General features: G+C 41.1%; 13 protein-coding genes. 6 read left to right on the forward strand and 7 right to left on the reverse strand.

Annotated features, from left to right (window positions below):
* Positions 1-6: 6 nt before the first annotated feature.
* Together L2747_RS13555 and L2747_RS13560 are read right to left on the reverse strand one after the other, a co-directional pair.
* Positions 7-1,506 (reverse strand): CoA-acylating methylmalonate-semialdehyde dehydrogenase, encoded by a 1,500-nt coding sequence (locus L2747_RS13555; RefSeq protein ID WP_248999650.1) that lies wholly within the window; start codon positions 1,504-1,506, stop codon positions 7-9.
* Positions 1,507-1,681: 175 nt separating this feature from the next.
* Positions 1,682-2,872 (reverse strand): acetyl-CoA C-acyltransferase, encoded by a 1,191-nt coding sequence (locus L2747_RS13560; protein WP_248999557.1) that lies wholly within the window; start codon positions 2,870-2,872, stop codon positions 1,682-1,684.
* A gap of 680 nt (positions 2,873-3,552) precedes the next feature.
* Here L2747_RS13560 and L2747_RS13565 point away from each other — a divergent pair.
* The 5 genes from L2747_RS13565 to L2747_RS13585 all read left to right on the forward strand — a co-directional run bounded on the left by L2747_RS13565 (position 3,553) and on the right by L2747_RS13585 (position 8,992).
* Positions 3,553-4,224, forward strand: a complete 672-nt coding sequence (locus L2747_RS13565) for a helix-turn-helix transcriptional regulator (RefSeq protein WP_248999558.1) — start codon at positions 3,553-3,555, stop codon at positions 4,222-4,224.
* Positions 4,225-4,383: 159 nt separating this feature from the next.
* Positions 4,384-4,911 (forward strand): hypothetical protein, encoded by a 528-nt coding sequence (locus L2747_RS13570; protein WP_248999559.1) that lies wholly within the window; start codon positions 4,384-4,386, stop codon positions 4,909-4,911.
* 61 nt (positions 4,912-4,972) lie between these two features.
* Positions 4,973-5,665 (forward strand): fimbria/pilus periplasmic chaperone, encoded by a 693-nt coding sequence (locus L2747_RS13575; RefSeq protein ID WP_248999560.1) that lies wholly within the window; start codon positions 4,973-4,975, stop codon positions 5,663-5,665.
* A complete protein-coding gene (locus tag L2747_RS13580; RefSeq protein ID WP_248999561.1) occupies positions 5,662-8,106 on the forward strand; it encodes a fimbria/pilus outer membrane usher protein in 2,445 nt (814 codons plus the stop codon). Before L2747_RS13575 ends, L2747_RS13580 begins: the two co-directional genes overlap by 4 nt.
* Positions 8,093-8,992, forward strand: a complete 900-nt coding sequence (locus L2747_RS13585) for a hypothetical protein (protein WP_248999562.1) — start codon at positions 8,093-8,095, stop codon at positions 8,990-8,992. Before L2747_RS13580 ends, L2747_RS13585 begins: the two co-directional genes overlap by 14 nt.
* 193 nt (positions 8,993-9,185) lie before the next feature.
* Here the strand turns inward: L2747_RS13585 and metA are convergent, their stop codons facing one another.
* Entirely contained in the window at positions 9,186-10,124 is a 939-nt protein-coding gene (metA, locus tag L2747_RS13590) for a homoserine O-acetyltransferase MetA (RefSeq protein WP_248999563.1), read from the reverse strand.
* Between the two features lie 73 nt (positions 10,125-10,197).
* Positions 10,198-10,599, reverse strand: a complete 402-nt coding sequence (locus L2747_RS13595) for a YbaY family lipoprotein (RefSeq protein ID WP_248999564.1) — start codon at positions 10,597-10,599, stop codon at positions 10,198-10,200.
* 277 nt (positions 10,600-10,876) lie between these two features.
* On the opposite strand from L2747_RS13595, the gene L2747_RS13600 reads away from it, so the two are divergent.
* Positions 10,877-11,650, forward strand: coding sequence for an SDR family NAD(P)-dependent oxidoreductase (locus tag L2747_RS13600; RefSeq protein WP_248999565.1), 774 nt, complete (start codon positions 10,877-10,879; stop codon positions 11,648-11,650).
* A gap of 83 nt (positions 11,651-11,733) precedes the next feature.
* On the opposite strand, the gene ompW is transcribed toward L2747_RS13600, so the two are convergent.
* The 3 genes from ompW to L2747_RS13615 form a co-directional block, all read right to left on the reverse strand.
* A complete protein-coding gene (ompW, locus tag L2747_RS13605; protein ID WP_248999566.1) occupies positions 11,734-12,381 on the reverse strand; it encodes an outer membrane protein OmpW in 648 nt (215 codons plus the stop codon).
* Positions 12,382-13,729: 1,348 nt separating this feature from the next.
* A complete protein-coding gene (locus tag L2747_RS13610; protein WP_248999567.1) occupies positions 13,730-14,053 on the reverse strand; it encodes a hypothetical protein in 324 nt (107 codons plus the stop codon).
* Positions 14,054-14,498: 445 nt separating this feature from the next.
* Positions 14,499-15,245 (reverse strand): hypothetical protein, encoded by a 747-nt coding sequence (locus tag L2747_RS13615; protein WP_248999568.1) that lies wholly within the window; start codon positions 15,243-15,245, stop codon positions 14,499-14,501.
* Positions 15,246-15,255 lie beyond the last annotated feature (10 nt).

A 15,255-nucleotide genomic window follows, 5' to 3' on the forward strand; every position in this document is an offset into this window, starting at 1 on the left:
CCGTAATTATTTGAGGTCAATAGTCATGTTAGGCGCTGACGCCACGGCAATATCAGACTCGAACCAGCGTGCTGTTATGGTTTTGGTTTCAGTGTAAAAACGCACCGCTTGCTTACCGTAAGCATGTTGGTCGCCATAGAAACTGCCTTTCCAACCCGTGAACGAGAAGAAAGGTAATGGCACAGGAATTGGCACGTTAATGCCCACTTGGCCCACTTCAATTTCGTGCTGATATTTACGTGCAGCTGCGCCACTGGCGGTAAAGATAGAAGTACCATTGCCGTATGGGCTGTCGTTGACTATCGCAATCGCTTCTTCTAGCGTTTCAGCATTCATGCAGCAAAGCACTGGTCCAAAAATTTCTTCTTTATAAATGCTCATATCGGTTGTGACTTTGTCGAACATAGTTGGACCAACCCAGTTACCCGACTCATATCCTTCAACGGTAAAATCAGTACCATCGAGTAAGCAATCAGCGCCTTCTTCCTTACCTTGAGCAATCAAACTAACAACGCGCTGTTTTGCTGCAGGGCTAATTACCGGGCCATAAGCGGCGTCTTTATCGTTCCAAAGACCCGGTTTAACTTTGGCAATAGCTTCTTTTAATTCTGGGATCCACTCTTTTGCGGCGCCAACAAATACCGCTACAGACAATGCCATACAGCGCTGACCCGCCGCGCCTACCGATGCGCCAACTAGGTTATTAATCACTTGCTGTTTATTAGCGTCTGGCATAATTACGCAGTGATTTTTAGCCCCCGCAAAAGCTTGTACACGCTTTAAGTTATCGGTACCGGTTTTGTAAATATATTGGCCAACATTAACCGAACCAACAAATGAGATGGCTTTAATATCAGGATGAGTCAGTAAAATATCCACTGCGGTTTTATCACCATGAACCAGTTGCACCACACCTTTTGGCGCGCCCGCTTGTTCGAACAATTCAATTAAACGCTGCGGCGTCATTGGATCTTGCTCTGACGGCTTAAGAACGAATGTGTTACCGCAAGCAATCGCTAACGGGAACATCCATAATGGGATCATTGCCGGGAAGTTAAATGGAGTAATACCAGCGCACACTCCAAGTGGCTGGGTATAGCTGTAGGTGTCGATTGAACGCGCTACGTTTTCTACGGTTTCGCCCATCATCATAGAAGCGATATTACAAGCGTGCTCAGCCACTTCAATTCCACGCCAAACATCGCCTTTAGCATCATCAAATGTTTTACCGGTTTCTTGCGCTAGAATGGTGGCGATTTCGTCATGATGCTCTTTTAAAAGGTGCTGATACTTAAGCATGACACGCGCACGCTCTGAAACAGGCACTTCTTTCCAGCTTTGAAACGCGGTTTTAGCACTGGCTATGGCACTGAGCACTTCAGCATCGTTCGCTGCATTAACAACGGCAATGGTTTCGTTATTCGCTGGGTTGGTTACGGCTATCTGCTTGTCGCTTTGGCCCAATACCCATTCACCGTTAATGTAATGCTTCACTTGAGTTGTCATATCGCTTCCTACTTTGGCAATGTCATCTAATGACGTTTGCAAAAATGATGGATCCGCTTGGCCTGATTTTTATGTGGCTATAACTGCCTCGGCTTGATACAGATCCGGTCTTGTTGATTACTATTACTGTCTTTAACGATTAGCTATTAACCATTACCGTTAGTTAACTAGGTGGTTAAAGCTCAATCGCCATTGCTGTCGCTTCGCCGCCGCCAATACAAAGTGATGCTACGCCGCGCTTAAGGCCGCGAGCTTTTAGGGCATAAATCAACGTCACCAGTAAACGAGCACCTGAGCAACCAATTGGGTGACCCAGGGCACATGCACCACCGTTAACATTGACTTTATTGGCATCGAGTCCAAGCTCGGAAATCGCGAGCATGGTGACCATGGCAAAGGCTTCATTGATTTCATACAAATCAACGTCTTCCTTAGTCCAGTTCACTTTATCGAGAAGTTTGTTCATGGCACCGACTGGCGCAGTGGTAAACATAGAAGGCTCTTGCGCGTGGGTAGTGTGCCCTTTGATTGTGGCCATCACATTTAGACCTAGCTCTGTGGCTTGGGCACGAGTCATTAGCATTAATGCAGCTGCGCCATCTGAAATTGAACTTGAGTTGGCGGCTGTAATGGTGCCGTCTTTAGCAAATGCCGGACGCAATGTTGGGATTTTATCTGGGCGCGCGTTACCTGGCTGTTCATCAGTATCAACCACAACATCACCACGTCGATTAGCTACTGTGACCGGGGTAATTTCATCGCTAAATGCACCGCTATTAATGGCATTATTGGCTTTTTCTAGTGAGCTTAATGCAAAGCTGTCCATCTGCTCGCGTGTCAGGTTAAAGTCATCTGCTGTATTTTGCGCAAACGTACCCATTGCACCGCCGGTGTAGGCATCTTCAAGACCATCGAGGAACATGTGGTCTAGTACTTTACCGTGCCCCATACGCATGCCACCACGCGCTTTATCGAGTAAATACGGTGCTTGGCTCATACTTTCCATACCACCCGCAACCACAACGTTGGCGCTGCCCGCTTTAATTAAATCGTGGGCTAACATGACGGTTTTCATACCTGAACCACACACCTTATTAACGGTGGTTGCGCCAACCGATAATGGCAACTCTGCACCTAATGTCGCTTGGCGTGCTGGTGCTTGCCCTAAACCTGCTGGGAGTACACACCCCAGCAAGACTTCATCTACCTGCTCACCGGCTAGACCACTTTGCTGCATTAAGCCTTTAATTGCTGTCGCAGCGAGTTTTGGTGAAGCAACCGTTGATAATGCGCCCTGGAATCCACCCATTGGTGTGCGCTTTGCGGCAACAATAACAATATCTTGATCTAACTGAACTGAACTCATAATGACTCCGGTAATACGCTAGTTAACCTTTATTAGAATTCATCCAAAGCTGCGCTAGTTGTAGGGTTTAGCGGCTTCGTTTAGTAACGATTCAGAGGTTATCGCCTAGCTAATATAAATGTGATCTTGCTCAATATTTACCACTCTGACGTTTACGCTAACGTAAAGCAAGTGCCCATTGGTCAAATATCTACCAAAGTATGAGCCGAAGTTGTCACTTAAAATTTACAAATAGCAAATCAAGCAAACAGACTAAAAGCCAAAACTAAAAAGCGTAAACCAGAAAGATTAAGCGGTTTTTTCGTTGTTAGTTTGCCTTAGGTTTAAACATAAATATTTTTAGCTAAAATAAAGAACTTAAAATAGAAACAATAAATATTTATTACACGTAAAATTGCGCACGCTAATTTACTTAAGCCTTACAAAAGCTTTCAATTAAACACAAAATAACCAATATAAGTGCCAGCCTAAATATGGCAAAAAGAACAAATCATCAATTTACAATCAAGTTCAACATAGAAAGTGACCAAACCAGATAGTTATTACATATTAAAATCTTTAAATTACCGTTTTTACAAAATTAAAAACTTAAATCCAGTTTGGTGAACACCATCAAGGAAAAAAACATTTAGAAAAGGCTAAATATGCTCGCCAGAGTTATTTGAATCAAGGGACAGAATATGAATAGCCAAAAGGGAAAACTCTTATATATAGTATCGACAAATCAAGCTTGGAAAGAGGTTGTATTGGCGATTCTTGCTTCAGGATTTGATTCAAAAACAATTGTTGAAACTAAAAATACAGATAACCTTTGGGATCTATCGTCTGAATCTATTGTGATAGTCGATAAATCTAGCTTAGCGCCCCCGCTACTATCAGATATATCCCCACCTCAACGTGGAGGCCACTGGCTTATTGTCAACGCTGGCGCTGCTGATGAGGCAAACATCTCTAGCATTATATCTTTAGGATTCTCAGGATTAATCACCACTGAATTCACTCTAGAAATGCTCACTCGTGCTATACGCACCATCCAGAAAAACCAACTATGGTTTAGCCGTGATGCTATGTCTCTAGCATTAAAGGTTCTAGTACAATCAGCGGATAACTGCCAAAACTCATTAAATGACTTGGGGGCTAAATACACGCTTTCATGTAGAGAGAAACAGGTGTTTTTCCACCTTTTGAATGGCAGCAGTAATAAAGAAATCGCCAATCAACTGCACCTTAGCCCTAGTACAATTAAATGCCATGTATCAAGTATCTTATTAAAGACAGGCAAACGTAGCCGGTCACAAATAAACATGCTTTTAATGGATACAGAAAATAATAACCAAACCAGAATCAATTAATCCCAGTCTAAATTAGTTAAATGACTAAGAACTAACCTAGTTAGGTCTAAATTAGTTCTCCAATAACGATTAACTAGCCCATTGGTCGATACTAATACTACCTCTAAATGTATATCTTTTATTCGTCAAAACATAATTCATAATCCATTGGAGAATAAAATGAAAACTTTAGTTGGTGGTGTAGCGGTAGCTTTACTTTTTTCTGCTGGTGTAGCTGCAAATAATTGGTCAAGCAACCCTGACGAACATCCGGACGGCGCAACACAATTTTATGTAAACCTAACGGGCGAAATTCCACAGCGCTGTTATATGCATTCAACACAAGATCGTTCTATTGAGTTAGATGTAAAAACTCCATATGAAGCAGCAAGTGAGTTCAAATTCCAAGCTTGGTGTAATAACGATAACTCAAAAGGCACGTTAGTCGTTGGCGCACAAGCATTTAAAAATAGCAATGGCGTTGATGTAATCCCTCTTGAAGTCTCATTTAATGGTACTTCTGGCACCATTGACGCGAAAAATAACGCCAATAATAGCCATGCGATTGAAGTCGGTATGAATGTGAGCAATAGCACCGATGGCCGTTTAAGTGCAGACAAAACTCTAAAAATTAAGCCTGTGATTAATGGCTGGGAAAAAGCTGGTGAATACCAAACGTCAATGTACGTAGCGCTTTACCCAAGATAAATAATGATTGTTTTGTTGTGATTTATAGCGACACGGGGCCTTTGGCCCCACTTGAGGACTTATGCGGATTTTCTTCTTTCTAATACTTTTTCTATCCCATCCAATGGCCTATGCCTTTGAACTATTTCCTATGGTGAGTTTTTTTTCACCACAAGGCAGTAAGAGTGAGCAGTTTTTTCAAGTTAATAACACCACAGAGCAAGCTTTACCGTTAGAGGTTTTTGTTAAACAAAGACAAGTCTCAACTGGCGATAGAGAGCAACTTGCCGACACTGAGGATTTCTTTGTCTTTCCTCCGCAAGTACTTATTCCACCCAAAAGTACTCAGATGGTCAAAGTAAAATATATCGGCAACTTAGTCGACACCGCCCAATCCTACCGTGTTGTCTTTAGCCAACTACCTATTAAGGATGATGTAGAGCAAAGCAGTATCAAGATGTTATTTCAAATCGGTGCTTTAGTGTTTGTTTCGCCAGATAATGTGTTTAACACAATAAGTGCTGATATTAATTATCAAGGTAATATTCCGACGTCGATGAAGCTTGCTAATACAGGGGACGGCATTGTTATTATTCCGCAGCTGTCGTTTGAAGTAAAAAGCGAGCAGGCTACACACAATTGGAAATGGCAAGATATTCAACACCTCTTGCAACAACAATATTTAGTACCTGGTGAATCGGTTGATATTGCTATGGACACTTTGCTCTCGCCAAAAGACAGCCAAGCAAAGGTGGATATAAAGGAAAACCGGTGACAAGCGTTAGCTCATCACTGCCATTATGGCTAAGTTTTTCAGTTGCATTGCTTCTCCCTATAAAGTCTTTTGCAATGAGCTTCTCGTTACCTCTCGAAATTGAAGGCCGAGAGATTGGAACTATCCCGGTAAACCTAAATGGCACTGAAGTCGAATCGGTTTCGTTTAATTCTTTAAAGTCATTGCTTGGCCGTAGAATTACCGATGAGATTTGGCAAAGTTTATCCATACCCAATGAAAACGATAAGCAGATGGTTGCTCTCAGCCTCTTAGCAGAAAAAGGCTTAGATGTAACCTTTAACTCTTCGACTTTAACCTTAGATCTGAAAATTTCGCCTGAAGCTTTTGGCCAATATGACGTCGACTTCAGTGATCAGTTCAACTCCTTTGTCCCCTCAAAAAGTGGCAGTTTTAGCTGGCTTAACAGCATTAATTTTAACCATACTGAAAGCTGGGAGCCAAAGACAAGCAGTCGCTTCTCAACCGCTGACTGGCTGGCACAGATGAACTTTGGTGGCGCAAATGGACTCAATGTGACACTGGCCAACCACCTCGAAGCCTCAGATAACGATACAAATCTCTTACGAGGAGAATGGACCGCTTTTTACGATAGACCCAGCGCTCCATTTCGAGTCGCAATGGGTGATGTTGAGTCTGGAGCGAGTGCTTCTGGTCACCTTTCTGGTACCAGTTTAGGTGGCTTTTCAATAAAAAGTGATTATGCACAATTACAACCCGATCGGGTTATCGGTCCTAATAATAATCAGGAGTTAATCCTTAAAGAAAGTGCCGAGGTTGAAATCACTGTAAACGGACAAATCATTTTCAGTGGCCGCCAAGAAGCCGGTCGCTTTAACCTCAATAATTTGCCAATGACCAATGGCGCCAATGACATTATCGTTAATGTCACCTATCTATCAGGAAAGACTGAACGATTTGTATTTAGCCAGTTTTATAACAATAAGCTACTAAACGAGGACATGCTCGATTTCGGATTGACCGCAGGTGCGCCCTCAATCTATGCAGAAAATGGTGTCGAGTATTTAGATACTTGGACTGTGATTGGCTTCGCTGAATATGGCGTGTCGTCTTGGTTAACACTTGGCATTAACGGCGCTGTAGCACAGTACGGCCAAATCTTAGGTGCAACGGCTACATTTGGTTCCTCTTGGGGCAACCTTTCTAGCCGCTTATCCTTTAGCAACCTCGAAGATACAGGTATAGGCAATGTGGTCTCCTTTACATTTGAAAGCACTGTTGCTGGTAATTCTAACAACGCACCAAATCTTAGATTAAGTGCTGACTTTTCAGACTCATTTACTTCAACTCCTTGGGATAAAGAAATTTTAGCAACCTCATATGAACGCTATTTAGCCAATTACGTATGGGTGATTAATAACGCATGGGACACCACGATTTCAGGATCGTATTACAAAGATACCCATGACGTTGAACAGAGCAATATGTCAATGACTATGAACTGGAGACTAGGCGACTGGACTTTAGGCTCTGGTGTTAACTATAACGACAACAACACCTATGAAAATGCAGATATTGAGTACTTTATCACCCTTGATTGGAGACGCTCAAATACCCAAAATAAACCTAATTTAGCTGCAAACTATCATAGTGTGAATAACTATGCTCGGCTAGAGGCAAGTAAAACCAGTAACGATAGAGTCGGTAGTTTTGGCTACAGAGCAAAGGCTGAGTACGAAGATGGGCGCGATAGCCAAAATGCTCAGTTCGATTACACAGCAAACCGCCTCAGAGTCGAAGTTGAAGTAGAGCGAAATAACAGTAACACCAACGCCAATAGCGAGGCATCCTATTCAGCGTCAATAAGAGGAAATACAGCTATTGGCCTTGTTGATGGGCAAGTAGGCTGGGGACGTGCGCAAGACGGACCATTTATTATCTCGAAACTGCATCCCTCATTATCACAACAGCAAGTCATGCTTGGTATAGATCAAAAACATGACTATGAAGCCTCTGGCACTTCAATGATAGGCGCGCTCTTATCACTGGATGTACCTTATATTGACAATGTTATAGATCTTAATGTACCAGATGCTCCCATTGGTTATGACTGGGGAGAAAGCCGATTAACCGTTTCACCTGGCGCCACGACCGGCCACTTTTTCATGATTGGTTCAAATAGCTCATATACCGCAAAGGGTATATTAAAAGCGAGCAATGGTGAGCCGATATCATACCTGCAAGGCACTATTTCGGGTGAAGGGATCAGCTTACCTTTCTTCACCAATAAATCTGGTCGGTTCTATATCCAAGGTATAGGTCCGGGCGAATATGTCATAACGATTTCGAGTGACAATTTTAAGCCTAGTACTTTGGTCATTGACCAGGTCGATAGTCATTTAATCGAACTAGGTACACTCAACATCACGTGTATTAAGGAGAACTGCGATGAAAGTTTGTAGCTTCAAAAATAAGATCTTAATGCTGGCGATATCTTGCATTGTTTTTGCTAATGTATCGCATGCACAATCTGATGAAGGCTCAGCTATATGTGATGGAAACTGGCATATAGAGTTAAAAACACAATCTGCGACTTCAGAAAAAAAAGGTCAACGCGGAGTGTGGATCCCAGGCACAATTTATCTTGATAGAGCATTAGCATTATGTGCTAAAGAAGTTGTGATAAAACAGCCAAAAGGTGGCGAGCCTCAACTTCGTGGAACTACGTCACTACATAGATATGAGTTAAAAAACACTTCACGCCAGTCAATCGATACAACTGGTAGAAACAACTATGTTTTGCCTGTATTAGGTCAACGAAAAATCAATTTATGGGCCTATATACCAAATGGATATGATTTTTATCCTGGCGCTTATCAAGGCATATTAGATGTTGAACTTAAGAGCGATATCGATACCATTATATCGACGAGTAGCTACTCTTTTAACTATCAAGTTTCCCCTTATGTTCGTGCCAAAATAGCCAATAGCAATGATAGTTGGTTACCCGCTACAGGCACTTCTGTGAGAGTGGACCTAGGCAATTTAACCCAACAAAACCGTAAAGAGCTGCCGCTTTTTATTGAGAGCAATAGCTATGTCGGCGTATCAATGTCATCTTTGAACAATGGTCACCTTGTTAACGTCACCAATAAGAAAAACAAGGTACCCTATCAACTCTTGTTTAGAGGCCAACAAGTTAACCTAATTAACGAGGCAGAATTTAACATCAACAATCGCCTTTTAAATGGTCAAAAAATGCCGATATCGTTTCAAAACACCCCAAAGCCTTTTGCAAGAGCCGGTTATTATGAAGATATTATTACCATTAATTTATTCGCTAAGTAGCCCTTTATAGCAAAGGAATGATAAAAGGCGTTGAGCTATCGCTATGTTCAATGCCTTGCAAAAGCGTGAATATATAAAACACTAATAATCAAAATCTTAAACTAGGCTTCAGCGAATAATACACATTAAAAAATGCCAATATTTAACAATTATATTGGCATTTGTTTTATCCGGCATTAGCCCAACGGCTCCTCTATGATTCCCAAGGTGTGATACCACTCATGTCATCAAGATTATAAGGTGTTAGCTGGTAAACATAATAGTTAAGCCAATTACTAACCAGCAAACTACCATGGCTATGCCAACGAGCTATAGGTGCTTTATTTGGGTCGTTATCCGTAAAGTAATTCAGTGGGATTTCAGGGTTTAGCCCTTGAGCTAAATCCCTTAAGAACTCATCTTTTAAGGTCGACTTTTGATATTCAGGGTGGCCCATTACAAACAAGTTTCGATTACTTTTACTTAGCACCATATAGGCACCAGCAGTATCGGATTCAGTTAATACCTGTAATTGTGGATGAGCGCGTAGATTCTCAACATCCATCTCTGCAAAACGCGAATGCGGGGCAAAAAACTCATCATCAAAACCGCGCAATAAAGGATAATGCTCAGTCGTACGTTTATGGGTAAATACACCTGAACGTTTTGTCGTCAGCAATTTTCGATTTAAACCATATAAATGGTACAAAGCAGCGTGAGCAGCCCAACATAAGAAAAGCACAGAGGTGACATGTAACTGTGACCAATCGATAATTTCGCGAATGTGATCCCAATAAGAGACGTCTTCAAACTCGACTTGGCCAAGTGGTGCTCCCGTTATAATCAAGCCGTCATAGTTTTTATGGCGAACTTGTTCAAAGTCGCGATAAAAATTGTTCATGTGATCAATCGATACATGCTTAGATTCTTTATCATGAATACGTAGCAAATCAACATCAACCTGCAGCGGGGTATTACCTAAAAGACGTAGCAGCTGAGTTTCGGTTTCAATCTTGTTAGGCATTAAATTAAGAATTAATACCTTCATAGGACGAATATCTTGATTCGCAGCCCGAGTTTCAGACATAACAAAGATATTCTCAGATTCCAAGATTTCTGCCGCTGGCAGGTTATCGGGAATTTTGACCGGCATAACAACGCGCCTCTTTTCTAATATGACAACCGATCAGAAAGAGGCGCAAAGCATACACTAAGGTGTTGCGGAGTTAGTGCGCCACTTTCTGCACTAAAACTGACATGGGCTTGCTTGAGTCCAAATCAATTCGGTAAGACTGTGTATTAATGAACATCAATTTATCGTCAAGGCTGATACGTGCACCAATGCTGTAGGTATGGCCGTCTTCAAACTGATCTCTGTTAATTAAAAACTGAAAAGGTGTCGGTGTACTGACGTCGTTTCTTTCAAACTCAGCAATCACTTCAGCGGGTGCATCTGCTAACGAAACATCCTGAACTTGCACTGTAATCACTGCATTTTCAGGTAGCATTATGCGCTCCTTGTACCAAACCTCACCTTGGATCTCCACCACTGCATTTGATGTTGCACAACCAGTCAACATGCTTGCTGCTACCGCTAAAGGTAATAAAGGTTTTAACCACTGTTTCATTTTTATGCTCCTAATAATACATCAAGACTTCTAGAAGTCTATATGTCTGAACTTGAAATTTTTGCAGTTAACTATCAAATTTTTAATGCTGCCAAATTATGTTAGTAACTGATTTTATAAAGTTGACGAAATTAACAAAAATTTTAACTACCGTCAGATTAATCGCTCGGGAGTAAAATGCATTCTCACTATCCGTGTCACAGCAACGGACAATTAATCTTGTTCTAATACACTTATCTTTCTATGATAAGTTACCTATTCGAAGTCGAATACCCATATGACACAAGCAACTGCAATAATTGTGGGCGCTAGCTCATTACTTAGCCGTGAAATTGCAAAACAACTTGCAGATGAAGGCGTTGAACTGGCCCTACTAGCACAAGATCCACAATCTCTTACTGAGTTTAGTCAATCCTTGCCAACTAAAGCGCAAGTATTTCCATTGCAAATTGACGACCCACAGGCAGTAATAGCGAGCCTAAATGCCGTTTGGCACTCTTTAGGTGGCGCTCATTTGATCTTAGTGAATACAGGTTTAACTCATTACGATCCTGAACTGCCTTGGCAACCAGAGCAAGATATCATCACAATTAATGTGCAAGGCTTTTCTGCCGTTTGCAATACGGCTTTTAGGCTATTTCGCGATCAAGGCTATGGCCAACTTGCGGCGATCAACTCTATTGCAGGCCTACGTGGTGGTCCGAGTGTGGCCTATCACGCATCAAAAGCTTTTGCGCAAAACTATCTTGAAGGTCTAAGCATGCACGCCCAGCGTTTAAAGCTGCCGATCACCATTACAGATATTCAATTAGGTATGCTTGATAAAGCAGCTATGCAGCAAAACCGCTTATGGTTGTCGCCACCAGCTGTGGTGGCAAGTCAGGTCATTAAGGCGATGAAAGCCGGTAAACGCAAAGCTTATGTCACTAAGCGTTGGCGGTTAGTTGCTTGGTTAACCAAAGCGCTACCTGAGTTTGTTTATAATACTCGCCACTGGAAAACCAAAGAGCAAAAGAAAGCTGAACGCGCAGCTAAGAAAGAATCTAAATAAGCTTAATTAAAAAGCTTAAGCGTAAAAAAGGAGCCAATAGGCTCCTTTTTTCATGGGTGGGAAATGTCCAACTTAACGAAAAATTAGAATGTATAACCCACGCTCACCATGTAAACCCAAGGGTCGATATCTGTTTCAACCTTTTGAGCATCCCCTAAATAGTTGAACTTAACATCAGTGCTAATCTGCGCATACCAAACAGAAGCATTAACTAACCAACTATCGTTAATTTGATAATCTAGGCCAACTTGCGCTGCAACGCCCCACGAATTCGTCATGCTTAAATCCGTTAATGCACCACCTAAATCGTTTGTAAATTCATTATCAAAGAAGTTAGTGAAGTTAACACCAGCGCCAATGTATGGACGTAGTTTTGAGTTCGCATCGCCAAAGTAATACTGAGCAACTAGGGTTGGTGGCAAGTGCTTAGTTTCAGCAATCTTACCCACGCCATCTAATGATACGTCATGGCTGAATGGTGTTGCTGCTAATAGCTCGATACCAATGTTGTCAGTGAGCATATAGCCAAAATTCAAGCCTAACTGAGTGTTGTCACCAACACTGAATTCACCCAAACCTAAAACATCTTGGCTAGATTCATTTGGTGCAACCACTACGGCACCAGCGCGAACAATAATGTCGCCTGCTTGGTGAGCTGATACAGAAGAGGCAAAACCAGTAGTGAGAAGGGCGGTGGCGATCAAGCTAGAAACGATTTTTTTGTTCATCATACTACTCCATTAATACAACACTTAACGCTGTCTTTATTTTCAATTTCCTTACATTTGCGTGCATCCTGCCAGATATGAGAGCCTGAAAAATTGATCCAAATCAAACTCAACTACGGATACCTACTTAGGTGTAGATTAAACCGATCCAGATCACACTAATTAAACATATATTGATATCGCACCTTTTATATTCGTGACCAATGCACACCTTGATCACTTAACCAGCAAGCCACGCATTCTCAAAAGCCAACAATTATTTAACGCAAAGTTGACCTGTGATGAAAGTCGTTGCCTATATTGCAAACCGTATTTAAGGAAGGTTTACTACCGCTACAAAGTCGTCAACGAAGGCAGTTTTAGCTGATAAGACTGATGAAGTAGATTGTCGTCTTACTGACAGTCTATTAAACAGACACTACTCGAGTTTTTAATTAAAACATGACTGTCTGCGTTAGTCTGAAGGTTAAAAATAGACTTTAGCTATAAGACTCGGATAGATATTAGCCTTGGGAGTGGAGCTTCCTTCTTGAGCTGGTCGGTCTGACTAGTGGCATATTTATACCTATACTTAGCTAGATGGCTGCAAATAAACTCATAAAAATATGGATTTAACCAGAGAAAAACTGAGCTTATTTGCTTGGGATAGCGATTATCGATGAATCATAGCTAAGGTAGGTCGCTACATAACTAAACTAGTCACACACAAAAAAGCGGCAATTAAGCGGATTTTTATGTGTTAGATCTAAAACCTATTTACTGCTTTTGGGTTTCAGTAAGTGAAATCCCATAAATGTAATAATGCTTCCTAGTAAAAAGGACTTCCGATAGACATACCAATGAATGTTTGTGGATCTAAAGAACTCACCTTCCCTGCGACTGGAATCTAACTCAAAGGTTGCCACTGCGTTTATACTTAGGTCGATTTTTCGCTGTCCGGCCTATGAGAGCCATCAATTCAACCTTAAGCATTGAGGCATATATTGGCTCATTTCAATACATAGCCGATATATCCAACCGCTTATAATATCGAGGAGGAAGCTTAGTCAGACTCTTTTAGTAAAATCGATTAGCTAAAAATATACTAAATGAGTAAAACACATTTACCATCGAAACAAATAGTAGCATGACTTAAGAAATGGTTTTTTTTAGGCGATAAATATATTGAAAACAGCCACAATGGCTGCGACTAAACTCACTAAAGCTTCAACGGTTTTTAAGGCTAATGGTCTACTGCCACTTTCATTGCTAAAGATAAAGAAAATATAGTATTCTTCATTTCGATTGAAAAATTAACACTTAGCTAAAAACCAATTAATTCAATTTCTTATATATTTTGGCAAACTGTAAATCACCAAACAAATAACTTAAAACAAAGCAAAACTATCGCCACCACAATTAGGCCAAACCAACCAAGAACCCGAGTCACGATTTCCGGCGATTTATGGTTAAAGTGTGGAAATAAAATAGCAGCAAGAGAAACGATAGGAACCAAACCATACAACTGTCCCATATGAGTCGATGTACCATTGGGAAAAGGCGGAATAAACAAGTAAGTAAGCAGATAAAGACTATAAGCCAAAATAGCTAAGTAAGCCTCTCGAGCAGGCGTTTCACTTTTATCAAAGCTAAAGTAACAGCTAAGCAGTGTGATAAATAAAATGACGCTAATCAAGCTAATCTTCTCCATTATAAGTGGGCTAAATGCTATTTTAGATTTAGATTATTTATAAACGTTTACGTTAAGAAAACCTTTTTACAGGCGAGCTAAATTCAGGTTTCTATGAACTACGAGCATTTAAAGAGGCGTTTTACGATACTTATAAATAGCAATACAGAGAAAGATTAAAAGCGATATCAAAAAAGCAATACTCCCAAATACATCTCGATCAAAGGCGTTATAAATCAGGCCTAAAAACATCACTATCGCCCCAATAAAATAATCTCTCGAACTTGATAGTAACTTTGTTTTCATTGGTGATTCCTTTCATCAAAAAAACTATATTAACACCTATGACTTGAAAAGAATTTTAAATACTATTCAAGTCATATAACGGTTTACTTCAAATTACATGCACCAGTTATTAGGCATTCACAATATCCGATTGAATTCCTCAAACTTACTTGATTAAGTTCAATGGGGCATCTTTAGCATATTTATGCGAGATAGGATCGGTGATCACGATAGTATCGCCACGAAGCATATAGTTACCACCATGTAAATCCATCACTCCGTGGTCATCAATGAAGCTCAATACATCGAACAAGGTTTTCAGCAGCGCCGCATGGTCATCAATCACTTCATCATCTATCACCACTGGCTTACGCTCGTTTGAGCTCATATAAAAATGTGGCCGTGGCGCTTGGATCTGCTCAACAAACTCATCGGCAGATTGCACTTGATCATTAAAAGGCTTTTTGGGGTCAGCAAATGGTAAGGTCATGGTGCGTAATGTCCCCCACAACTTACCAAAATCATCATTATGAAAATGGCTTGGTCGAGTCGGCTCGCTGCCATCATCACTAATATCGTCTAGCCGTTCTATCACATAAAAACGCACGACACGACCACTGCTGAGCTCAATGGTGTCTTCACGGTGAATAGTGGGGACGTGTGGATTGTCTTGGTTCTCCGGGCGCATACACCAGCGGGCGAATAAGTAGTAACCATCAATTTTACTGCTACATACCTTTACCACTTTATCTGGCTCACCGGGTACTTCATACACTTCGGCGTAGATCCCGGTAGCGATTAAATCAAGATCAGTAAAGCGCTCAAGATATATCGATATATCATCGACTCGGTGGATCTCCTCTGCGGTTGCCAACTCTTTAATTTCTTTTATCGCATCAAGATATGGATCCATCGATTAAACC

It is taken from the genome of Shewanella marinintestina (assembly GCF_023283845.1).
Taxonomy (GTDB): domain Bacteria; phylum Pseudomonadota; class Gammaproteobacteria; order Enterobacterales; family Shewanellaceae; genus Shewanella; species Shewanella marinintestina.

Coding starts and splice junctions, on each gene's coding strand:
- ompW (WP_248999566.1), bottom strand. CDS start 12,381: ATGATGAACAAAAAAATCGTTTCTAGCTTGATCGCCACCGCCCTTCTC.
- L2747_RS13600 (WP_248999565.1), top strand. CDS start 10,877: ATGACACAAGCAACTGCAATAATTGTGGGCGCTAGCTCATTACTTAGC.
- L2747_RS13560 (WP_248999557.1), bottom strand. CDS start 2,872: ATGAGTTCAGTTCAGTTAGATCAAGATATTGTTATTGTTGCCGCAAAG.
- metA (WP_248999563.1), bottom strand. CDS start 10,124: ATGCCGGTCAAAATTCCCGATAACCTGCCAGCGGCAGAAATCTTGGAA.
- L2747_RS13570 (WP_248999559.1), top strand. CDS start 4,384: ATGAAAACTTTAGTTGGTGGTGTAGCGGTAGCTTTACTTTTTTCTGCT.
- L2747_RS13595 (WP_248999564.1), bottom strand. CDS start 10,599: ATGAAACAGTGGTTAAAACCTTTATTACCTTTAGCGGTAGCAGCAAGC.
- L2747_RS13575 (WP_248999560.1), top strand. CDS start 4,973: ATGCGGATTTTCTTCTTTCTAATACTTTTTCTATCCCATCCAATGGCC.
- L2747_RS13585 (WP_248999562.1), top strand. CDS start 8,093: ATGAAAGTTTGTAGCTTCAAAAATAAGATCTTAATGCTGGCGATATCT.
- L2747_RS13565 (WP_248999558.1), top strand. CDS start 3,553: ATGAATAGCCAAAAGGGAAAACTCTTATATATAGTATCGACAAATCAA.
- L2747_RS13615 (WP_248999568.1), bottom strand. CDS start 15,245: ATGGATCCATATCTTGATGCGATAAAAGAAATTAAAGAGTTGGCAACC.
- L2747_RS13555 (WP_248999650.1), bottom strand. CDS start 1,506: ATGACAACTCAAGTGAAGCATTACATTAACGGTGAATGGGTATTGGGC.